This window comes from Actinoplanes sp. NPDC021490 (assembly GCF_055562135.1).
Genome location: NZ_JBVHFW010000002.1, coordinates 74,703 through 94,494, shown reverse-complemented (window position 1 = coordinate 94,494; position 19,792 = coordinate 74,703). Strand labels below are relative to the sequence as shown.

18 protein-coding genes and 1 pseudogene are annotated in these 19,792 nt (G+C 70.4%); 10 read left to right on the top strand and 9 right to left on the bottom strand.

All coding sequences use genetic code 11. The annotated features are described in order from the left end of the window. Nucleotides 1-316: 316 nt before the first annotated feature. Complete coding sequence (locus ACZ3I4_RS04970) at nucleotides 317-1,438, top strand: hypothetical protein (RefSeq protein WP_465380541.1); 1,122 nt, start codon at nucleotides 317-319, stop codon at nucleotides 1,436-1,438. A gap of 58 nt (nucleotides 1,439-1,496) precedes the next feature. Here ACZ3I4_RS04970 and ACZ3I4_RS04965 read toward each other — a convergent pair whose 3' ends face one another. Further along, nucleotides 1,497-2,777 carry a molybdopterin-dependent oxidoreductase gene (locus ACZ3I4_RS04965; protein ID WP_465380540.1) on the bottom strand — a complete coding sequence of 427 codons (1,281 nt, stop codon included), beginning with the start codon at nucleotides 2,775-2,777 and terminating at the stop codon, nucleotides 1,497-1,499. A 47-nt stretch (nucleotides 2,778-2,824) separates the two neighbouring features. Between ACZ3I4_RS04965 and ACZ3I4_RS04960 the strand changes: the two genes are divergently transcribed. Next, nucleotides 2,825-3,994 (top strand): LLM class flavin-dependent oxidoreductase, encoded by a 1,170-nt coding sequence (locus ACZ3I4_RS04960; protein WP_465380539.1) that lies wholly within the window; start codon nucleotides 2,825-2,827, stop codon nucleotides 3,992-3,994. 561 nt (nucleotides 3,995-4,555) lie between these two features. Here the strand turns inward: ACZ3I4_RS04960 and ACZ3I4_RS04955 are convergent. Further along, nucleotides 4,556-6,562 (bottom strand): MMPL family transporter, encoded by a 2,007-nt coding sequence (locus ACZ3I4_RS04955; RefSeq protein ID WP_465380538.1) that lies wholly within the window; start codon nucleotides 6,560-6,562, stop codon nucleotides 4,556-4,558. 73 nt (nucleotides 6,563-6,635) lie between these two features. On the opposite strand from ACZ3I4_RS04955, the gene ACZ3I4_RS04950 reads away from it, so the two are divergent. Next, nucleotides 6,636-7,124, top strand: a complete 489-nt coding sequence (locus ACZ3I4_RS04950) for a MarR family winged helix-turn-helix transcriptional regulator (RefSeq protein WP_465380537.1) — start codon at nucleotides 6,636-6,638, stop codon at nucleotides 7,122-7,124. Between the two features lie 68 nt (nucleotides 7,125-7,192). Here ACZ3I4_RS04950 and ACZ3I4_RS04945 read toward each other — a convergent pair whose 3' ends face one another. After that, entirely contained in the window at nucleotides 7,193-7,384 is a 192-nt protein-coding gene (locus tag ACZ3I4_RS04945) for a hypothetical protein (protein ID WP_465380536.1), read from the bottom strand. A 154-nt stretch (nucleotides 7,385-7,538) separates the two neighbouring features. On the opposite strand from ACZ3I4_RS04945, the gene ACZ3I4_RS04940 reads away from it, so the two are divergent. After that, complete coding sequence (locus ACZ3I4_RS04940; protein ID WP_465380535.1) at nucleotides 7,539-8,384, top strand: tetratricopeptide repeat protein; 846 nt, start codon at nucleotides 7,539-7,541, stop codon at nucleotides 8,382-8,384. A gap of 149 nt (nucleotides 8,385-8,533) precedes the next feature. On the opposite strand, the gene ACZ3I4_RS04935 is transcribed toward ACZ3I4_RS04940, so the two are convergent. Further along, a complete protein-coding gene (locus ACZ3I4_RS04935) occupies nucleotides 8,534-8,959 on the bottom strand; it encodes a MarR family winged helix-turn-helix transcriptional regulator (protein ID WP_465380534.1) in 426 nt (141 codons plus the stop codon). A gap of 84 nt (nucleotides 8,960-9,043) precedes the next feature. On the opposite strand from ACZ3I4_RS04935, the gene ACZ3I4_RS04930 reads away from it, so the two are divergent. The 3 genes from ACZ3I4_RS04930 to ACZ3I4_RS04920 all read left to right on the top strand — a co-directional run bounded on the left by ACZ3I4_RS04930 (nucleotide 9,044) and on the right by ACZ3I4_RS04920 (nucleotide 12,675). Further along, the gene (locus ACZ3I4_RS04930; RefSeq protein WP_465380533.1) at nucleotides 9,044-10,828 is read left to right on the top strand and encodes an ABC transporter ATP-binding protein; all 1,785 of its coding nucleotides are present in this window, start codon (nucleotides 9,044-9,046) and stop codon (nucleotides 10,826-10,828) included. Between the two features lie 708 nt (nucleotides 10,829-11,536). After that, nucleotides 11,537-12,073: an RNA polymerase sigma factor gene (locus ACZ3I4_RS04925; RefSeq protein ID WP_465380532.1), complete on the top strand. Its 537-nt coding sequence runs from the start codon at nucleotides 11,537-11,539 to the stop codon at nucleotides 12,071-12,073. Next, nucleotides 12,070-12,675, top strand: coding sequence for a hypothetical protein (locus tag ACZ3I4_RS04920; protein WP_465380531.1), 606 nt, complete (start codon nucleotides 12,070-12,072; stop codon nucleotides 12,673-12,675). Before ACZ3I4_RS04925 ends, ACZ3I4_RS04920 begins: the two co-directional genes overlap by 4 nt. Here the strand turns inward: ACZ3I4_RS04920 and ACZ3I4_RS04915 are convergent. From ACZ3I4_RS04915 to ACZ3I4_RS04905, 3 genes and pseudogenes are all read right to left on the bottom strand, one after another. Beyond that, nucleotides 12,618-13,043, bottom strand: coding sequence for a tetratricopeptide repeat protein (locus ACZ3I4_RS04915; protein ID WP_465381153.1), 426 nt, complete (start codon nucleotides 13,041-13,043; stop codon nucleotides 12,618-12,620). The genes ACZ3I4_RS04920 and ACZ3I4_RS04915 overlap by 58 nt on opposite strands. Nucleotides 13,044-13,115: 72 nt before the next feature. Next, nucleotides 13,116-13,601: pseudogene (locus ACZ3I4_RS04910) on the bottom strand (GNAT family N-acetyltransferase); the annotation flags it as partial. Continuing rightward, complete coding sequence (locus ACZ3I4_RS04905) at nucleotides 13,594-14,469, bottom strand: LysR family transcriptional regulator (protein ID WP_465380530.1); 876 nt, start codon at nucleotides 14,467-14,469, stop codon at nucleotides 13,594-13,596. The pseudogene ACZ3I4_RS04910 and the gene ACZ3I4_RS04905, both read right to left, overlap by 8 nt. Before the next feature lie 69 nt (nucleotides 14,470-14,538). On the opposite strand from ACZ3I4_RS04905, the gene ACZ3I4_RS04900 reads away from it, so the two are divergent. Continuing rightward, nucleotides 14,539-15,375: an EamA family transporter gene (locus ACZ3I4_RS04900; protein WP_465380529.1), complete on the top strand. Its 837-nt coding sequence runs from the start codon at nucleotides 14,539-14,541 to the stop codon at nucleotides 15,373-15,375. A gap of 148 nt (nucleotides 15,376-15,523) precedes the next feature. Here the strand turns inward: ACZ3I4_RS04900 and ACZ3I4_RS04895 are convergent, their stop codons facing one another. Further along, nucleotides 15,524-16,474, bottom strand: a complete 951-nt coding sequence (locus ACZ3I4_RS04895; protein ID WP_465380528.1) for an alpha/beta fold hydrolase — start codon at nucleotides 16,472-16,474, stop codon at nucleotides 15,524-15,526. A gap of 131 nt (nucleotides 16,475-16,605) precedes the next feature. On the opposite strand from ACZ3I4_RS04895, the gene ACZ3I4_RS04890 reads away from it, so the two are divergent. Together ACZ3I4_RS04890 and ACZ3I4_RS04885 are read left to right on the top strand one after the other, a co-directional pair. Beyond that, nucleotides 16,606-17,787, top strand: coding sequence for a sensor histidine kinase (locus ACZ3I4_RS04890; protein ID WP_465380527.1), 1,182 nt, complete (start codon nucleotides 16,606-16,608; stop codon nucleotides 17,785-17,787). Then, nucleotides 17,784-18,440, top strand: a complete 657-nt coding sequence (locus ACZ3I4_RS04885) for a response regulator (RefSeq protein ID WP_465380526.1) — start codon at nucleotides 17,784-17,786, stop codon at nucleotides 18,438-18,440. Before ACZ3I4_RS04890 ends, ACZ3I4_RS04885 begins: the two co-directional genes overlap by 4 nt. Before the next feature lie 188 nt (nucleotides 18,441-18,628). On the opposite strand, the gene ACZ3I4_RS04880 is transcribed toward ACZ3I4_RS04885, so the two are convergent. Further along, a complete protein-coding gene (locus ACZ3I4_RS04880; protein ID WP_465381152.1) occupies nucleotides 18,629-19,621 on the bottom strand; it encodes a LacI family DNA-binding transcriptional regulator in 993 nt (330 codons plus the stop codon). Nucleotides 19,622-19,792 lie beyond the last annotated feature (171 nt).

Sequence of the window (19,792 nt, the reverse complement as noted above, 5' to 3'; positions counted from 1 at the left end):
CCGCAGACCTGCGGGCCTTCTTGAGCGTCCGCTTCGAGCGCTCTTCGGCCCGCACCTTTGCGGTGCGGTCGGGCTGTCTTACGGCCGTGCCTTCGACGTGAGCGTCCGTTTCGAGCGTTCCTGGGTGTCGCACCTTGCGCGTTTGCTTGGGCTGTCTTACGGCCGTGTCTCCGACGTGAACGTCTGCTTCGAACGCTCTTGCGTGCCGCACTTTCTGCGCGTGTGTTTCGGCGCTCTTACGGCCGTACCTGTCCACCGCGAAGCGCTGTTCCGACTTGAGCGTCCGCTGCGAGTGCTCCCACGTGCCGCACCTTCCGTGCGTCCGCTGCGCGGGTTCTACGGCCGCACCTCCGAGCGTCTGATTCCACGCCATGCTCCTGAGCGTCTGATTCCGCGCCTTCCTCTGCCGGGCCTTCCTCTGCCGGGCCTTCCCCTGCGGCTCCTCGGCGGCCGGGGAACGTGCGAGGCTTCAGCCGCGTCGAAGCGGAGCCGGCGAAACGGGGAGAGTGCGGATATGAGGCGGCTGCTGGTGGCGGTTGCGGCGGCGGGGCTGTTGCTTTCGGGCTGTGGGGTCCCCTCGACGGTGGCGCAGGAGGTGGACGACGAGCCGCAACGTCCGAATCAGGCGGAAAACCTGCAGCGGCTGCGCGAGCGGGCCCGGGCGGTGCTCGGCAACTACGAAGCGGCGATGGGCGATTCGGGTTTCGTCGTCGTCTGGCGCTCGGAATCCGACGTAGTGGGCGCGCTCGAGACCAGAAACGAGCACCTCAAGCAGGTCATCTCGGCCGGATTGTTCACGGCCGCGGGTAAGCTGCCCCCGGCGCCGCGCAAGACCGGGGAAGCGGTGTGGCCGAACGGTGAGCGACTCGAACTGCCGTTGTTGCCGGCGGCGGAGGCGCTACGCCGGATGGCTTCCGGCGGCGAATGCGCGAATTGCACGCCCCATCCGGTGACGGGTGCGCGTTTGAGCACGATGCACGTGACGACGACGCGCGGACAGGCCACCGTCCCGGCCTGGGAGTACATACTTGCCCGTACGAAGGTGCGCGTTCTCCGGGCGGCGGTCGACGGTGGCACCCCGGCTCAGGTTGACCCGCCGGCCGGCGACCCCGACACCATCCCGGAGGGCGCCGCGGTCGAGTCGGCTCGTCCGGACGGCAAACGACTCACGGTGTCTTTCACCGGCGCCTTCGCGGGGGCGGACCAGCCCTGCGGCGCCGACTACACCGCCGAGGCTGTCGAATCCGGGCACGCCGTCGCCGTTCTCGTTCAGGAGCAACGCTACGACGGTCCGCCACCCAGCGTCCCACCCGGAACCGAGCACGCATGCCTGGCGATCGGATATGTGCGCACCGCAACGGTCACCTTGTCCAAGCCGCTGGGCGATCGGGCCGTCCTCGAGGTGCAACAAGGACAGCCCGTCCCGCTCAAACGTTGAGTTCTAAGCCTGCCTCCCGCGCCGGATCCGTGACCCGCGCGACGCGCTCAGACGGCCGTCACAGGCACCTTGACGACGGCGTCGAAGAGATAGCCGAGAGTGTTGAAACGCGCAACGTCGGGCTGCGTGTTTCCGTGCACGTCGGTTGCGCGAGCTTGCAACACGTGCGCGCCCGCGGCCGGCCGCCAGTCGATCTCCCAGCGCTGCCAGGCGTTGTCGATCGACGGCCCGACCGGGCGGGCCCGACCGGGCGGGCCCGCCGCCACCGCGCGCCGCCGTCGGTGCTCACCTCGACGTGTTTGATGCGTCCCGCGGCCGACCACGAACGGCCGGTCAGACGCGTGTGCCGGCCGGCCGAGAACGTCGCGCCGGGGTCGAGTTCGAACGCGCTCTTGATGGACTGGCGGTCGAACGGCTGCCCTTCGGCCGGGAAGTCCGGGCCGAAGAAGCGGTAGAACTGCGTGTTCCACGGCGAGAACAGCGGCTCGTCCGAGACCTCGATGCTGCCGACCCACTTGATCGACGAGATGCCGATCCAGGATGGGACCACCAGGCGTACGGGATGGCCGTGGTCGGCGGGCAGCGGCGAGCCGTTCATCTCGTACGCCAGCAGGACGTCGTCGAGGGCCTTGCGCACGGGAAGGGGGCGTCGCACGGGTCCGAGGTCGACGCCGCCGGTCACGTAGTTCGGGTCGAGGCCCGAAGCCTGCACATCGACGGCGCGCGAGGAGAGCCCGGCCCGGCGCAGCACGGTCGACAGCCGGACGCCCCGCCAGCGCGCGACGCCGACCGCGCCCAGGCCCCACGCCGTACCGGAGACGGTCTGGCCCTGCTGGCTGGTGAAGTAGCTCCGGCCGTTTCCCGCGCATTCGATCGTCACCGAACGGCTCACCGACGGCAAACGCTCAAGGTCGCGCAACGAGAACTCGACCGGCCCGCCGCGCAGGCCCGCCCCGAACACGTTCAGCCGCCAGGATGCGCGGTCGATGATCGGGGTGCTCGTGTGGTTGCGCACGAAGAAGCGATCGATCGGCACGTGATAGCCGACCTCCGCGAGCGACGACCAGAGCGTCTCCGCGTTCGTGCCGAACGTCTTGAACAGCTCGGGAGGCAGGGGCTTGACGATGGGGGAGTCGGCCAGGGCGGTTGCGGTTCCCGCACCCGCGCCGGCCGGTGTGGCGGACCCGGCCGATGTGCCGGGCAGGCTCGGCGTCGCGGGCAGGGCCGGGGCAACGGCTCCCAGGGCAGCCAGTTTCAGCAGGTCGCGACGGTCGAAACCGCGGGCGCGGCCGGCCAGCCACTGCCGGAGCCGCCGCTCGTCGTATGCACGCTCATCCATGGTGCAGACCCTATCTAATTCATAGGAAATGTGGGTAGGGTGCGAGCATGGACTTTCACTGGTTTCTGCCCACCAACGGCGACAGCCGCGACATCGTGGGTGGCGGCCACGGCGTGCCGGTCGGCGCGGCCGGCGGCGTGCGCCCCTTGACCGTCGGCTATCTCGGCCAGATCGCGCGCAGCGCCGAACAGCTCGGTTTCGTCGGCGCGCTCACCCCGACCGGCGCCTGGTGCGAAGACGCGTGGCTGACGACCGCGATGCTCGCCTCGGTCACCGAGCGGCTGAAGTTCCTGGTCGCCTTCCGCCCCGGCCTGCTCTCCCCGACGCTGGCCGCGCAGATGGCGTCCACGTTCCAGCGGCTCTCCGGCGGCCGCCTGCTGCTCAACGTGGTCACCGGCGGGGAGTCGCACGAGCAGCGCCAGTTCGGCGACTTCCTGAGCAAGGACGAGCGTTATGCCCGTACGGGCGAGTTCCTCGGCATTGTGCGTTCGCTCTTCCGCGGCGAGACGGTCACGTTCGAAGGTGCGCATCTGCACGTCGAAGATGCGCGTTTGAGCAAGGTGCCCGACCCGGCCCCGGCCATCTACTTCGGCGGCTCCTCCAAGCCGGCCGGCGTGGTGGCCGCCGACCACGCCGACGTCTACCTGACGTGGGGCGAGCCGCCGGCGCAGGTCGCGCAGAAGCTCGACTGGATCCGTTCGCTCAAGCCGGACATGCGTTTCGGCATCCGTTTGCACGTCATCACCCGCGACACCGCCGAGCAGGCGTGGGCCGAGGCCGACCGGCTGCTGCGCGGCGTCTCCGAGGACGCGATCGCAGCCGTGCAGGCGGGCCTGAACCGCAGCGAGTCCGAGGGCCAGCGCCGCATGCTCGACCTGCACGGCGGCAACCGCGACGGCCTCGTCGTCTCGCCCAACCTGTGGGCGGGCGTGGGCCTGGTCCGCGGCGGCGCCGGCACGGCCCTGGTCGGAAGCCACCAGGAGGTGGCCGACCGCATCCAGGAGTACGCGGCCCTCGGCATCGACGAGTTCATCCTGTCCGGCTACCCCCACCTCGAGGAGGCGTACTGGTTCGGCGAGGGCGTACTACCCGAACTGGCCCGCCGCGGCGTCTGGCAGCACCCCGCGGGAACGGGCGTCCAGGCGACATCAGCGGTCCCCTTCGCCGGCGTCCCCCTCACCGCGTCCCCCGAACCCGTCCCCGCCTCCCCAAGCTGACCTCCGCCGGCGTCCCCGCCTCGGTCCCACGCCTGCCTATGCGCGTTGTGCGCATGGCGTGCGGTCGCCTGCGTTGTGAGCGCGGCGTGCGACCGATAGCGCATTCTGAGCGTGCCAAGCACTTGCTCGCGCGTTCTTGAGCGTGGCGCGCTCCTGCTTGCGATTTGAGCGTGGCGCGCACCGGTTCGCGGACGGTTCAGTTGCGTGCGCCTGGTCGCGCGATTGACCGGGGGCGTGAACCTGTGTGCGCGTTCCGGTCGGGGCGAGCCTTACTCGCGCGATTAGAGCGTGGTGCGCACCCACTTGCGCGTCTTTGAGCGCGGCGTGCTCCTGGCGCGTGTCCTTGGCCCGGGGCGTGCCTCTACTTGCACGATTGAGCGTGGCGCGCACTCCGTTTGTGCGGGGTGCGCACCTGCCTGTGCGTCATGAGCGCGACGGGCTTCTACATGCGTGAATGAGGCGCTTCTACATGCGTGAATGAGCGGGTGCGCACTCCGATGAGCGAGATGCGCACCTACTCCGGTGTCTTGAGCGAGGCGCGCGTCATCCTGCGCGTTTGGGCTAGGCGCGGGCGGTCGGCGTTGCTTCCTTCGGGTGGGGCGCCGCCGCGGGGTGGCCCGGCCACCAGAATCGTTCGCCGCGCATCGTGGCCAGGGCGGGCACGAGCACGGTGCGGACGAGCAGGGTGTCCAGTAGGACGCCGATGCCGACGATCACGCCGATCTGGGTCAGGGTGATCACCGGGAGCACTCCGAGCACCGCGAACACGGCCGCCAGCAGGATGCCCGCGCTCGTGATGACGCCGCCGGTCACAGCCAGGGCGTGCACCATGCCATCGCGGGTGCCGCGTTCCGGCGTTTCCTCCCGGGCCCGGGTGACCAGGAAGATGTTGTAGTCGACACCGAGCGCGACCAGGAACAGGAAGGCCAGCAGCGGTACGCCGGTGTCGAGCGCCGGGTAGTCGAAGACGTGCCGGAACAGCCAGCTTCCCGCGCCCAGGGCCGCGCCGAAACTGGCGATGACCGTCACGAGAAGCAGTACCGGTGCGACCAGGGCGCGCAACAGGCCGATCAGAACGAACAGGACGACGAAAAGGACGGCCGGGACGATGACGGTGAGGTCGCGGCGTGCGGCGTCACGGTCGTCCAGGCCGGCCGCGACGCTTCCGCCGACCAGTGCGTCCTCGCCGCCCACTCGATCGCGCAGGGCCCGTACGGTGTCGTAGGCCTCGGGGGTGTCGGGGGCCGCGGTGAGCACCGCGCTGATGCTGGCCAGGTCGCCGGCCTGCTCGCCGATGCGCGCGCTGGCCACGCCCGGGGTCTTGGAGACGATGGCCAGGACCTCCTCGGCGCGGGCGGGAGTGGTCATGACCGTGGCCGGATCGGTCGCTCCGGCCGGGAAGTACTTGCTGACCGTCTCGAGACCGTCGACCGCCTCGGCCTCGACCCGGAACTGATCGGCCTGCGAGAGGCCCAGCTTGGTGCCGATCAGGCCGCTGCCCAGCACGGCGAGTACGGCCACGGCGGCGGCGGTCACAACGACCGGACGACGGGAGACTGCGCGTCCGATGCGCGCCCATGCGCCCTTGCCGGCTTCGACACCGGCCTGACCGACGCGCGGGACGAACGGCCAGAACAGTCCGCGGCCGCAAACGAGCAGCGCGGGCGGCAGAACGAACAATGCGAACACGGCGGCGATGGCGATCCCGGCCGCGCCGGCCACGCCGAGGGCCACGTTCTTGCCCAGGCTGGCCAGCAGAAGCGTGAGCAGGCTGAGCACAACCGTGCCCGAGCTGGCCAGGACGGCCGGTCCGGCGCCCTTGAGCGCCTTGCGCATCGCCTCGAACCGGTCCTCGTACCGGTGCAGCTCTTCCCGGTAGCGGGAAATGATCAGCAGGGCGTAGTTGGTGCCGGCGCCGAAGACGAGCACCGTGATGATGCCGTTGGTGGACGCGTCGATGGCCAGGTCGGTGTGCCTCGACAGGATGGCGACGACCGAGCCGCTCAGCCGGTCGGCCAGGCCGACGACCGCCAGTGGGACCAACCAGAGCAGCGGGCTGCGATAGGTGATGAGCAGCAGCAGCGCCACCACGACGACGGTCACGATCAGCAGGCGGGTGTTGGCGCCCGAGAAGCTGTCGGCCAGGTCGGCGGTGAAGCCCGCGCCGCCGGTCACCTGGGCAGTGATGCCGGGCGGCATTTCCGAGCGAACCTGTTCGCGCAGCTGCGTGACCGCGTCGACGATCTGCTCGGCCGAGTAGCCCGCCGGGTACGGCCTGGAGACGATCGCCGCGTCCTTGCCGGGCGCCACGATCGGCCGGCCGAAGGTCTGGATCTTCTCCAGTTCGGCCGGGGTGAGCGGACTGCCGTCGTCCTTGGCGAAGACGATCAGCGCCGGGTTGACCTGGCCGGACGGCAGTTGCCGTTCGAGTTCGGCCACGCGCGTCGACTCGGCGTTGCCGGGCAGCGACGCGGTGGGGTCGTTGGTCGTCTCGAGCGGACCGGCGAAGGCCAGCACGCCACCGCCGATCAAGAGCGCAAGGACGAGCGTGAGCCAGGCGCGCCGCATGAAGCCTCCACGGTCAAGTATCTCGATAATCGAGATTCTTACCCATACGGCTGCGGTCTGCAACACTGACGCTGTGAAGGAACGGGACGATCTGCGCGCGGATGTGGTGGACCTGCTTCGGCTCTACAGCATCGAGGCGCAGCATGTCGCCCACTCCTTCGCGAGTCAGGAGGGCCTGCATTTCACCGACCTGCAGGCCCTGATCGCGGTCATGCACGCCGAGCGGCGGGGCGATCCGATCACGCCCGGCCGGCTGGGCGACACGCTCGGATTGTCCTCGGGCGCGACCACCGCGGTGATCGACCGCCTCGAGAGGGCAGGGCATTTACGCCGTACGAGGGAAAGCTCGGACCGGCGAGTGGTGCACCTGCGTTACGGCGCGCCGGGGATGGAACTCGCCGTGGCCTTCTTCCGCCCGCTCGGCCTGCGCAGCCACGCGGTCATGGACGACTTCAGCGTGGACGAGCTGGAAACCGTGCGGCGTTTCCTGAACGGGATGCTCGGTGCGATCACGGAGCACCATCGCGAGCTCCGCACCCGAACTCCACCTCAGCAGCCCTGATGTGTGAGCCGTCACAGCCGATCGTGGAGGCCGTGACCGCGCCGGTCGTCACCGCGGGCGGCTGAAGCTCAGACGGTGACGTCGACCAGGGCGGCCCGGTGGGTGTTGATCACGCGGCGGCTGTCCTGCACGGCGGCGCGGTCGGCCGCGATGATCTGCTGATCGGCGCCGGTAACGAAATCCGTTCGCAGTCGCTGCACATCCTTGTGCAGGTGGACGAGGCTGATGTGCGACGTCCAGGGGCTCGACCCGATCCTCATGGTCTTTCCTCTCTGCCTCCGGGGGGTGGGGGTTGCTCCTCGTTGGCAACCGCTCTCGATCGGCACCACCACCGGCGCGGTTGAGGATTTCCGGCAACCCGAACGCACCCACGGCGAACCGGCTTCCGCGCCCGGCCACGCCGATCAACTGTCCGTGCAGACCGAAAACCTCCTCGACCGTGCCGGTGACCTGCTCTCGAGCGGCCAGGCGGGCCAGGCCGTGACCGTGCTGGCGCCCGTCGTCGGCGCCGATCCCGAGAACGGCGTCGCGTGGCTGCTGATGGCCCGCGCGCGCATGGCCCTGGGCCTGCACGCCGAGGCCCTCTCGGCTGCGCGGACCGCCCTGACCCTGCAGCCCCGCGGGGTCGAGGAGCTGTTCTGGGTGAGCGCCGCCTACACGGCGCTCGGCCGGCACGACCTCGCGATCACGGCCGCGGCCGCCGCGTCGGAGGAGGACCCCGGCAACCCCCGCCCGGCCGAGCGGCACGGTCGTGCCCTGCTCGCGGCCGGTCGCACCGCCGAGGCCGCGCTGGTGCTGGAGGCGGCGGCCGAGATCGCGCACTACGACGCCGACGTCCAGGTCGCCTTCGGCATGGCCCTGTTCGCCGCCGGCCGCCCGCTGAGCGCTCGCGAGGCCTACTCGCGCGCCCTCCGGATCGATCCCGCACACGCTCGCGCACTGACCGAACTGCGCCGGTTGGGCGCGGCCGAGCAGCACATCCTGGACGCGGACTCGCTGGTCCGCGTGGCCGACGAGTTCGCCGAGTCACTGCGGGTCCCGGCCGGCGGCGTCCGGCGCGCTTCTGCCTCCGACCCCGCCCGGTCGGCACTGGGCCACGTCGCGGCGGTCGCGTTCGGAGTCTGCCTGGCCGCGCTGCTCGGACTGGCCGTCCTGATCCGGGTGGCCGGCGTGGACGTCCCGTCGGCACTGGTCGTCGGCATGTTCTGCGCCACCGGAGCCGTGGCCTGCCTGACCGCCTTCACCCACATGCGCCGCTAGCCTCCGTCATTGAGCGCGCGCATGGTTTGTTCGGTGTGCGCATTCGCGCGCGGGATTGGTTAAGTTGCACGCCTCGCTGCTCACCTGTGCTCAACCGCGCATGTTCGGGCGGCCTGCTGGCGTTTCGGCGAGGGCGGTGGGGGCGGCCTTCAGTCGTTGGCGTCGCGGAGTTTGCGGAGCAAGCGGGTTAGTTCGGTGCGGTCTTCGGGGGAGAGGGCGGCGAAGAAACCCTCGCCTGCGTCGCGGCGGGCTGTCTTGATGTCTCGGCTGACGCGCCGGCCCTCCTCGGTGAGCGTGACGAGCACCGCGCGGCGGTCGGCCGGGTCGGGGTGGCGTTCGGCCAGGCCCAGCCGCTGCAGGTCGTCGGCCACCTCGGTGGCCGAGCGGGGGGCGATGCGCAGATGCTCGGCGAGCGCGCCGGGGCGCATGTCGCCGTGCCGGGACAGCACGCTGATCGCGCGCCCCAGCGACGGTGAGAGCTCCCACGGCTGCAGGGCCTCGCGCGTGCGGTGGCGCAGCCGGCGGGACACCGAGAAGAACTCCTCGGCCAGGCCCTCGTCGTCGACCTCGTGCACGGGAATACCGTACCAGGGACTTCTGTTGTTCCCTCATGTTGAGGTAACCTCAGCATGTCACCCCGTACGGAAGAAGGTCCGCTCTTGGAAAGCCCCGTCGAAGGCCGCACTCGCGGCAAGAAACCCACCGCCGCCGAGATCGCGCAGGCGAAAAACGTCTCGCTGCGCCGCATCGGCTCTCTGTTCACCGACCACCACCGCCCGCTGGCTGTCGTGGTCCTCACCATCGTGGTCTCGTCGATCGTCGGCATGGCGAGCCCGTTCCTGCTGCGCGAAGTGATCGATCGCGCGCTTCCGGACAGAAACGTGCAACTGCTCGTCTGGCTGGTGATCGGCATGGTCGCTGTCGCCGCCGTGACCTCCGCGCTCGGTGTCGTCCAGACGTGGATCTCGACCACGGTCGGGCAGCGCGTGATGCACCGGCTGCGCGCGGACGTGTTCCGTCACCTGCAGCGCCAATCGATCGCGTTCTTCACGCGAACGCGCACCGGGGAAGTGCAATCGCGCATCACGAACGACATCGGCGGCATGCAGTCCGTCGTCACCTCCACCGCCACCTCGATCGCCTCGAACCTGACCACGGTCGTCGCCACCGCGGTCGCCATGGCCGCCCTGTCCTGGCAGTTGTCCCTGGTGTCGCTGCTCGTGCTGCCGCCGTCGATCTGGCTCACCCGCCGGGTCGCGAGCATGCGCCGGGCGATCACCGCGCAACGCCAGCGCGAACTGGCCGACCTCAACGTCATCATCGAGGAGGGCCTGTCCATCGGCGGCGTGCAGCTGAGCAAGACGATGGGCACCGGCCCGGCCCAGGTCGACCGGTTCACCGCCTCGTCGAGCCGGCTCATCGACCTCGAGCTGCGCTCCGAGCTGGCCGGCCGCTGGCGCATGGCGTCCATGAGCATCGTGTTCGCCGCGATCCCCGCGATCATCTATCTCGCCGCCGGCCTGCCGATCACCGCCGGGTCGATGAGCATCGGAACGCTCGTTGCGTTCACCGCCCTGCAATCCGGACTGTTCCGGCCGCTCATGTCCTTGCTGAACGTGGGCGTCACGGTCACCAGCTCGCTCGCGCTGTTCGCACGCATTTTCGAATACCTCGATCTGCCGATCGACATCGAGGAGCCGGCCCGCCCGGTGCGCATGCCGGAGCCACGCGGCCACTTGCGGTTCGAGGACGTCACTTTCTCGTACGCCGGAAGCCCCGCGGCCGCCGTGGCCGGCGTGAGCCTGGACGTGCCCGCAGGGTCATCGCTCGCCCTGGTCGGCGAGACCGGCTCGGGCAAGAGCACGATCGCCGCCCTGATCGCCCGCCTCTACGACCCGACCGCCGGCCGCATCACGATTGACGGCGTTGACCTGCGCGATCTGTCGCTGGAAAGCTTGTCGTCGATCGTCGGAGTGGTCTCGCAGGAGACCTACCTGCTGCACACGACCGTGCGCGAGAACCTGCGATACGCCAAGCCCGACGCCACCGACGCCGAGATCGAGGCCGCGGCCCGGGCCGCGCAGATCCACGACGTGATCGCCGCCCTGCCCGACGGTTACGACACGACGGTCGGTTCACGGGGCCACCGTTTCTCCGGCGGCGAGAAGCAGCGCATCGCCATCGCCCGTACGCTCCTGCGCGACCCGCGCATCCTCGTCCTGGACGAAGCCACGAGCGCACTCGACAACGAAACCGAGCGAGCCGTACAGCGCGCGTTCGACGAACTGTCCCGCGGCCGCACAACGGTCACCATCGCTCACCGGTTGTCCACCGTCCGCGACGCCGACCAGATCGCCGTAGTCGACCACGGCCGCATCCTGGAGAACGGCACCCACGACACCCTGGTCGACGTAGGCGGCCGCTACGCAGCCCTGGCCGCCTGACCACCTGCCGCAGCCTGCGGCAGCGTCCGCCCTGAATCTGCGGCGGCGGCCGTCTGGCAGCCAGTGGCAGCGCGAGGCCGGGACCTGGAGTCGCCGCTTCTTCGGGCTGCGCGGTTCAGGTCCGTGAGCACCGCCTGCGTGGTGTCCAGCACGGCATCAGTCTGGAGCGTGCAGCCGCCGCTCGATTCTCATCATCGCTCATCCGCGCCGCTCATTGATCGCTGTGATCACTGGGCGGCGCTCGTTTGTGTCTGCGTGGGCTAGGTGTGGGCGAGGCGGTGCTCAGGTCTGGCGTTTTTGCGCGTTGGACGCTCAAGTGGGCGGCGCTGTTGTGTCGCTTTCTGAGCGTGACGCTCGCCGGGTGACGCTGCCTTCGGTTGCGCGATCGCATCTGGCTCAGTGGCGGACTGGTCGACTTCCGCGAGACGTACCGCAGGGCTTCCAGCGTGGTCTCCCCGGTCTGTGGCCACGCGCCGGCCAAGGTGGCGGGCGGTATTCAGGTCGAGCGTTTGCCGGTCAGGAGCTGGTGAGTGCTCTGCGACCTCTTATGCTCGCCGCTCGGATTGGGTTGTTCGTTTGTGCCCCGCGCGTGCGGGCTGGCCGGCGGCAGGCCGGGGTGGGTGGGGCGGGCGGCGGTTTGGTCTCGAACGTTGTTGGTGGCGGGTGAAAGACGGATGTGGGGGCCGGACATAGGTGAGGGTGGGACCTGTGGATCCGGAGGAGCGCCGGCGGCGGTTTGAAGTGGGGGCGCCGGCTCTTGTTGAGGCTGTGCGGCGTTTTCTGGTGCGGCGTACTGATGCGGCCACCGCGGAGGACGTGCTGCAGGAGACGTTGCTCGTGTGCTGGCGGCGTTTGGACGAGATGCCTGCGGTTGAGCTGCTGCCCTGGGCGTACGGGATCGCCCGGCTCTGTCTGAACAACGCCGAGCGCTCGCGGCGACGGCAGAGCCGGCTGTTTGCCCGGATTTTGCGGCTGGACCCGCCCGGCGTGGCGACCAGGCCTGTGGGCGAGGCGGATGACGGTCTGGCCGAGGCGATGGGCAACCTGCGCGCGGAGGAGGCGGAGCTGCTGCGGCTGTGGGCGTGGGAGGACCTGTCGCCGGGGGAGATTGCCACCGTGCTGGGGATCAGCGCGAACGCGGCGAGCATCCGGCTGCACCGGGCCAAGCAGAAATTGCGCGGCGAACTGCGAAAGATCGGTCACCCCGGCGGACATGAGGAGTTGACAGAGGGGAGACGGCCATGACGGACGACGACGACCTGCGTTCGCGCCTGCGCCGCACCGACCCGGCCGCCGGGATGACCCCGGCGGCTTCCGAACAGATCTCGCAGCTCCTGGAGAAGACGATGACCACTGCCGCCGTCCGGCCGCGCTTCGATACCCGCCTGCTTGCGATGGCCGCGGCCGCGCTCGTTCTGATCGCCGCGGTCGGAGGCTGGCTGCTCATCCGGCCGGAGAACGCGCAGCCGCCGTCCGGCCCGGGCAACCCGGTCGCCGCGCCGGCCGTCACCGACCTGGCCGGTCCGGCGGGGATGAATGCCAAGTGCGTGGAACCGTCGGCGGCCAAGCTGAAGGAGAACGCCGACTTCGCGTTCGCCGGCACGGTGACCGGCATCAGCCGAGGCGTTGTCACGCTCCAGGTCACCCACGTCTACCTGGGCAAGCCGGTCGGCGAGGTGCGGGTCCCGCAGGAGGGCTACACGTCCGAGACGATGCTGGGCAGCGGCAAGTTCGAGAAGGGCCTGAAGTACCTGGTGGCGTCGAACAAGGGCGGCATCCTGATCTGCGGCTACAGCGGTGAGGCGTCCGCGCCGGGGCTGCAGGCGCTGTACGACGAGGCTTTCTGATCCGCGTACGCTCTCAGCGCGCGACCGTAGTGCGGAACGTGAGCGGCGAGTGCGCGAACGGCCAGAACCGCTGCGCGTTTCTCGTCGCCCGCGTCCATCAGCGCCAGCGCGAGAAAGGCCAAACGCTCATCTTCGTACGCTCCGAGCTCGCCGGCCTCGGTGAGCAGGGTGACCGCCTCGCCGGGCCGCCCGAGTTTGCGCAGCGTGCTGGCCAGCTGGATCAGGGCCTGTGGCCGCAGCGAGTCGTCGAGACCGGCGGCGAGGGCCTCGCGATAGAGCGGCTCGGCCTCGGCCTCCCGGCCCGCGAAGTCGCGCGCCGATGCGCGTTCGAACAATCCCGCCGCGTCGTCGCCGGCCAGATCGTCCATCGTGGCGACCACTTCGTCGGCCGTCATCGTGCCGGCCGCGGCCCAGAAGTCGGCGATCGGCGAACCACGCTCGGGGCTGCGGCGTTCCAGCAGCACGACGTCGCGCCAGCGGTCGCCGTGCCGGCCCAGGCGTGAACGGACACCGACCGTACGGAATCCGCAGGACCGGTGCAGCGCGAGGCTCGCCGCGTTCTCGGGGAAGATGCCGGATTGGATCGTCCAGATGCCGGCGTTTTCCGTCGATTCGATCAGTTCTTGCAGAAGAGCACGCCCCACACCCCGGCCCTGGGCGGAGGGGGAGACGTAGATCGAATGCTCGACCACGCCCGCGTACACCGGACGGCTCGACACGGGCGTGACCGCGACCCAGCCCAGCACCGTTGCGTGCTCGTCCACCGCGACGAACCGATGCTCGTCCAGCCGGCCCGCGTCGAACGCCTCCCAGGTGGGCGCGCCGGTTTCGAAACTGGCGTTCCCGCCGTCCAGCCCGGCCTGATAGAGCCCGAGCACCGCATCGGCGTCGTCGGCTCGCATCGGGCGGATCGTCACGTCAGTCATGCAGTCTCCCGGGCGGGGCGTAGATCTCGCGGGTCAGCGCGAGCAGTTCGGACAGGACGGCGGGCGGCGTGTCCGACCACCACACCAGCCACACCGGGATCGGCGGAGCATCCCGTACGGCACGGTAGGCCACTCCCGGGCGGGGGTTCTGATGTGCGGTCGCCTCTGAGGTGACGCCCACAGCCTGGCCCGCGGCGATCAGCGTGAGCCACTCGTCGACACCGTGCGTGTGTCGGATCGAGCCCGGCGGCGGACCCGGGTGCCACAGCGCGGGCGTGGTCGTGCCGGTGCGCTCATCCATCGCCACCGGGTAGCGGGCCAGATCGGCCATGCGCACCTGGCGGCGCCGGGCGAGCGCGTTGTCGGTGGCGATCGCGGCGACGCGGCGTTCGACGCCGACCAGGGCGGTCGTGAAGCGCTGATCGTCGTCGAGCGAGCGGCGGACCACGGCCACGTCGGCGATGCCCTCGCTCAGCCCGGCGGTGACCGTGTCCGACTGCACGAAGACCAGCGGCACGGACGCGTTGGCCGCGGCCCAGGTCTTCTGCAGACGACGGGTGTGTTTGCCCAGCGCCGCCCAGTTGTACCCGACCCGCAGCTCGCCGTCCGGCTCCGAGACCGTGCGCCGCAGGTGGGCCACCTCGTCGAGCACCCGGCGGGCGGCGGGCAGCACCCGGGCGCCCGCGGCGGTCAGCGCCACGTGGCGGGTGGTGCGTTGCAGGACGCGTACGCCCAAAGCGGTCTCCAAGGCGGCGATCGAGCGCGACACCGAGGCCTGCGACATGCCCATGGCGGTGGCCGCGTCGGTGAAGGTGCCCTCGTCGGCCACCGCGGCCAGCACCTGGAGCTGACGCAGCTGCAGATCCATACGCCCAGCGTATAACTGGGCCGCGTCATGCATTTCCCGTATCAATGGCTCCTCAACAGACTGGTGGCCATGCGAGGAATCGTGGCGATGATCGCGAGCGGGGCGAGCAACCAGGTCGGCGCCGCGCTGGGCGCCCATGCCTTCGCCGCCATCGGCCCGGCTGGGGTGGTCGCGGTCCGCCAGTTCGTGGCGGCGGCGGTGCTGCTGCCGGTCGCCCGGCCCGACCTGCGCCGCTTCACCTGGCGGCAGTGGTGGCCCACGCTGCTGCTCGGGTTCGTCTTCGCCACCATGAACCTCAGCCTGTATACCGCCATCGACCGCATCGGCCTGGGTCTGGCCGTCACGCTCGAGTTCCTCGGCCCGCTCGCCGTCGCCCTGGCCGGCTCGCGCACCCGCGTCGACCTGGTGTGCGCGGCCGGCGCGGGTGTCGGCGTCTATGCGCTGGTGCAACCCGGCCCGTCGAGCGACCTCGCCGGTGTCGGCGCGGGTCTGCTCGCCGCGGCCGGCTGGGCCGGCTACATCGTGCTCAACCGCCTGGTCGGCGCGCGTCTGCCCGGCCTGCAGGCTCCCGCCGCGGCCACCTCCGTCTCGGCCCTCCTCTACTTGCCGGTCGCCGTCGTGCTGGCGGCGACCGGCCGGCTCGACGGCGTCGCGATTGCCTTCGCCGTGGGCGCCGGGCTGCTCAGTTCGGTCATCCCGTACGCCGCCGACCTGCTCATCCTGCGCCACGTGCCCACCCGGTTCTTCGGCCTGTTCATGAGCATCCACCCGGTGCTGGCCGCCCTGGCCGGCCTGATCCTGCTGGGCCAGTTCCTCGGCCTCGTGCAGTGGGCGGGCATCGCCGTCGTCGTCACGGCCAACGCCGTGGCCGCGACCCAGCGACGTCCTGCCATGCCGGTCGCCTGAGCCACGATCGTCCCGGGTTGTGGCAAATTCCGGCCGCGGCTGACGAGAAGGGCGGGCTGGGGGCCCGGCTGGCCGCCTTCTGAACGGTCGCCGGGCGCATTTCATGACCAGGCCCCGGCGCAGGTCGTGTCCAGCCATGGAACACGCCTCAGCGTCGCCGGGCGAGTTCGTCGACGATGTCGACGGTGGCGGCCCAGCCGACGGTGTCGGCCAGGTGGGAGGTGGCCACCGAGCGGACCTCGAACCGGTTGTGCGGCGTCGCCTGGTCGGCCCCAGCGATCATGCGGTCCTGCAGGGCGAGCGGGATCATCCGGTCGCGGGTGTGGCGGATGTAGGTGCGCGGAATCGTGCCCCACGTGCCGGCGTGCCCGCGCGCGTCGGCCAGAGGGACCTCGATCGACTCGTCGGGGTGCATGCTGTTGAGCTGGGTGAGGAACTCGGCGTCGGTAGCCCCGGCGCACAGGGCCTGCTTCAGTTTGGACAGCACCCGCAGGTCACTCGTCCGGAAGTTGCTGCGGGACGCGCCGATCACTGCCGGGTCGCCGATTCCGGCCGCGCCCAGCTCGAGGATCATGCTCTCTCTGGCCTCGGGCAGCTGCAGATAGTCGGCCATGGTCGGCAGGTCGACGCAGCAGAACGCCGAACTGTAGACGAGCCGTTTGATCAGCCTCGGCACCTCGTTGGCGACGCGGTTGACCGTGGCGCCGCCCATGCTGCCGCCCCAGACGATCACCGGGCCGAGCTCGGCCGCGCGGCGCACCACACCTACCGCGGCCTCGGCGTAGTCGTCGAGGGTGACGCCGGCCATCGGCGAGCGTTCGGTGGCCAGGGCGGCCAGATTTTGCGGCGCCTGGTAAGAACGGCGGAACTGGCCGTCGCGCAGCCCGTGGCCGGGCAGCTCGACACCGACCGTGCGGTGGCCGCGGAGGGTCAGCTCGGCGTCGCCACTGGCCGACCCGTTTGCCCCGGTGACCAGCACAATCGTGGTCACCCAGTCACGTCGTGGCGGGCCTTGAGCCAGGGCGGCCGCCGGTGTGGCCGCCACTGCGGCGGCCCCCGCGGCGAGCCCGAGCACTCCACGCCTGGTCATCTTCGTCATGGCCTTCTCCTCTCGTTGCTCCTGCCCTCATTCAGCCCGAGAGCGGGCGGCGGCGGGAGCGGAGAAAGTACGGGCCGTGCACCTACTTTGGTAGGGTCCGCCCCGCCCCGGCCGCCTGTAGCGTCGGGCCCATGAAGCGGCGTGACCGGCTGGTCGATTCGGTGCTGCTGACCGTGCTCATCACGGCAGCGGCGCTGGGTGGCGCCGTCACCGCTTATGCCGAAAAGACCACGACCGCTTCGGCGTACGCGTGGGGCATCGCCGCGGCGCAGGTCGCGACCTCGATCGTCATCCTCATGCGGCGCAAGCGGCCCACCGGCGTCGCCGTGACCATCGTGGTGTCGGCGATCGTGCAGACCCTGGTGCTGTTCACGGCTCCTCTGCAAGTCGCCGAGACCATGCTGGCTGTGAGCGCCTGGATTCCGCTCGCCCTGTCGGTCGCTGTCGAGAACGTCACCGAGCGCGGTGTGCCGAGACGCTGGTGGATCCGGGTGTGGGCGTTGATCGCCGTGCTGACCGTGGTGAGCGTACGACCGTGGGAGCCGACGACGAGCCTCGTCGTCAACGGGCTGCTGCACAGCGCCGTGGCCCCGCTGTTCGCGCTCTATCTGGCCGCGCGCCGCCGACGGGTCCAGCTGCTGCGCGAGCGGGCCGACCGGGCCGAACGCGAGCAGTGGTGGCGGGCCGAACAGGCGCGGGCCGAGGAGCGGGCGCGGCTGGCGACCGAGCTGCACGACCTGGTCGCCCACCGGGTCTCGCTGATGACGCTGCAGGCGAGCGTGCTGACGATGAACGCGCCCGACGCCGGCACCCGTGAGGCCGCGGAGGAGTTGCGGGCCAACGGTGCGATGGCGCTCGACGAACTGCGGGAATTGGTCGGGGTGCTGCGGCGCGGCGGAACACCGGTCGAGACGCCCCTCGATGAGCCGCCGATGCCGCCGCTGGCCGAGCTGGTCGACGCGGCGGAGCGGGCGGGCCAGCGGGTCGATTTCGCCGAGGCGGGCGAGCCGTCCGGCTTGTCCAGGGTCACCGGCCGTACGGCGTATCGCGTGGTCCGGGAAGCGCTGACCAACGCGCGGAAACATGCGCACGGGGCCGCCGTACGGGTGGATGCCCACTATTCGCCGGACCAGGTGCGGATCGTGGTGCACAACGAGGCGGGGCGGCGGGCGACCGGGGCCACGGGGAGCGGGACGGGGCTGGCCGGTTTGCGCGAGAGGGTGGAGTCGATCGGCGGAACGCTCGAGGTCGGGCCGGACGGCCGCGGTGGCTTCCGGGTCGAGACGGTGATGCCGTCGAGGGTGTCTTCATGATCCGGGTGCTCGTGGTCGATGACGAGGCGCTGGTGTGCCGGCATCTGACGGCGATCCTGTCGGCGGCGCCGGATATCGAGGTGGTGGGCACGGCGTCGGACGGCGCCGAGGCGGCCGAGATGACCGTGCTCGAACGGCCCGATCTCGTGCTGATGGACCTGCGCATGCCGGGCGTAGGCGGGCTGGCCGCCACCCAACGGATCCGGGCGCTGTCGTCGCCGCCGATCGTGCTCGTGCTGACCACGTTCGACGCCGACGGGTATGTGATCCGGGCGCTGCGGGCCGGCGCGGCGGGCTATCTGGTGAAGTCGACGCCCCCGAGGGAGCTTCTCGATCTGATCCGGGTGGCGGCGCGGGGCCATACGGTTCTGTCGCCGGTGGCGAAGGAGGGACTGGTCACGGCGTCCGCGGTCGTCCACGAGGAACGGGAGGCGGCGCTAGCGCGGCTGTCCGAGCTGACCGATCGGGAGCGTGACGTGCTGGCCGCGATTGGGGACGGGCTGACGAACGCCGAGATCGCGCGGCGGCTGCACCTGTCCGAGACGACCGTTAAGGGCTACGTGTCGCACCTGTTCGAAAAGCTTGACTGTGCGAACCGGACTCAGGCGGGGCTGCTGGCCAAGTCGGCCGGCCTGCTGACGCCGGAGGAGTGAAACTCCGTGAGAACGTGCTCAGAATGCACCCAGCGGGGCCATCCTCCCCTTGATGGCCCCGACCGGGTCCTCTCTTCCGATGTCATCGCCACAGGCCTAGGAAACCCGTAGTGAGACCTGTTAACGCTAACAGAATGCAGCGGCCGTACGCCAGGCAAACGGTGAAAATGGTCGGACTGAACCGCGAGCTACCGGCTCGGCGGGGGAGCGACGCTGTCCCGGCTGATCAGCGTGGGGGCTATCGTGCGGCGGGCGCTGATGTCGGCCGTACCGGACTCGATCTGTTCCAGCAGCAGTTCGACCCCGGCCGTGGCCACGGCGTCGAAGTCGGGACGGACCGTGGTCAACGGCGGGGAGTAATAGGCCGCCTGCGGCACGTCGTCGAAGCCCACGATGCTGATCTCTTCGGGCACCCGGCGGCCGTGCTCGCTCAGTGCCCGCAGCAGGCCCAGCGCGATGTGATCGTTCGCGGTGAAGACGGCCGTCACCTCGGGCAGCCGGGCCAGCAGCTTGCCGTTGCGGTAGCCGGACTCCGCGCTCCAGTCGCCGGTCAGCAGCGGCGGCTGCTCGGCGCCGGCCGCCTTGAGCGCCTCTTCCCAGCCCCGCACCCGCCCCGCCGCGTCGAACCAATCGGCCGGACCGGAGATGTGCCAGACCGTCGCATGACCCGCGGCCAGCAGGTGCTCGGTCGCGGCGCGGGCACCGGCGACCTGGTCGACAGTCACGAGTGTGCTCGCCCGCTCCGGATCCCCGTCGATCGTGACCAGCGGGATGTCCTCGGGCAGGCGGGCCAGGGCCGGGCCGGCGCTGGCCACGGGAGCGATCACCACGAGCCCGGCCACGCGCTGGTCGAGGTGGCGCTCGACGGCGTCGGCGATCGAGCGCTCGTTGAGGCTGCGCACACTGCCCACGTTGACCGCGAAACCACTTTCCTGCGCGGCCTGCTCGAACGCCGTGAGCATCGAGGACGGCCCGTAGAGCGCGGTGTTGGGCGCGACCACGCCGATCACCTTGGACGTGCCGGTGACCAGGGCCCGAGCCGTACGGTTGGGCCGGTAACCCAGCTCGGCGATCGCCGCCCGGACCTTCAGGCGGGTCTGCTCGCTGACGTTCTTGTGCTCGTTCAGAACCCGGGACACGGTCTGATGGGACACCCCCGCCAGCCGGGCGACATCCATCATGCCCGGCGGTCGTCCGCGCTTCACGCTCACCCGTACCCCGCATCCACTGGTTGCGGGCAGGATATCCCCTCACATCCCGCCCGAGTGACGTGCGGGTGGGTCGCGCCGCCGAAATCACAATCCTTTCTTGTTATCGATCGCTGCGGGAGCGTTCCCATTGATGAAAAGCGC

Coding starts and splice junctions, on each gene's coding strand:
- ACZ3I4_RS04965 (WP_465380540.1), bottom strand. CDS start 2,777: ATGGATGAGCGTGCATACGACGAGCGGCGGCTCCGGCAGTGGCTGGCC.
- ACZ3I4_RS04960 (WP_465380539.1), top strand. CDS start 2,825: ATGGACTTTCACTGGTTTCTGCCCACCAACGGCGACAGCCGCGACATC.
- ACZ3I4_RS04955 (WP_465380538.1), bottom strand. CDS start 6,562: ATGCGGCGCGCCTGGCTCACGCTCGTCCTTGCGCTCTTGATCGGCGGT.
- ACZ3I4_RS04945 (WP_465380536.1), bottom strand. CDS start 7,384: ATGAGGATCGGGTCGAGCCCCTGGACGTCGCACATCAGCCTCGTCCAC.
- ACZ3I4_RS04920 (WP_465380531.1), top strand. CDS start 12,070: ATGACGGACGACGACGACCTGCGTTCGCGCCTGCGCCGCACCGACCCG.
- ACZ3I4_RS04915 (WP_465381153.1), bottom strand. CDS start 13,043: ATGGACGATCTGGCCGGCGACGACGCGGCGGGATTGTTCGAACGCGCA.
- ACZ3I4_RS04905 (WP_465380530.1), bottom strand. CDS start 14,469: ATGGATCTGCAGCTGCGTCAGCTCCAGGTGCTGGCCGCGGTGGCCGAC.
- ACZ3I4_RS04900 (WP_465380529.1), top strand. CDS start 14,539: ATGCGAGGAATCGTGGCGATGATCGCGAGCGGGGCGAGCAACCAGGTC.
- ACZ3I4_RS04895 (WP_465380528.1), bottom strand. CDS start 16,474: ATGACGAAGATGACCAGGCGTGGAGTGCTCGGGCTCGCCGCGGGGGCC.
- ACZ3I4_RS04890 (WP_465380527.1), top strand. CDS start 16,606: ATGAAGCGGCGTGACCGGCTGGTCGATTCGGTGCTGCTGACCGTGCTC.
- ACZ3I4_RS04885 (WP_465380526.1), top strand. CDS start 17,784: ATGATCCGGGTGCTCGTGGTCGATGACGAGGCGCTGGTGTGCCGGCAT.
- ACZ3I4_RS04880 (WP_465381152.1), bottom strand. CDS start 19,621: ATGATGGATGTCGCCCGGCTGGCGGGGGTGTCCCATCAGACCGTGTCC.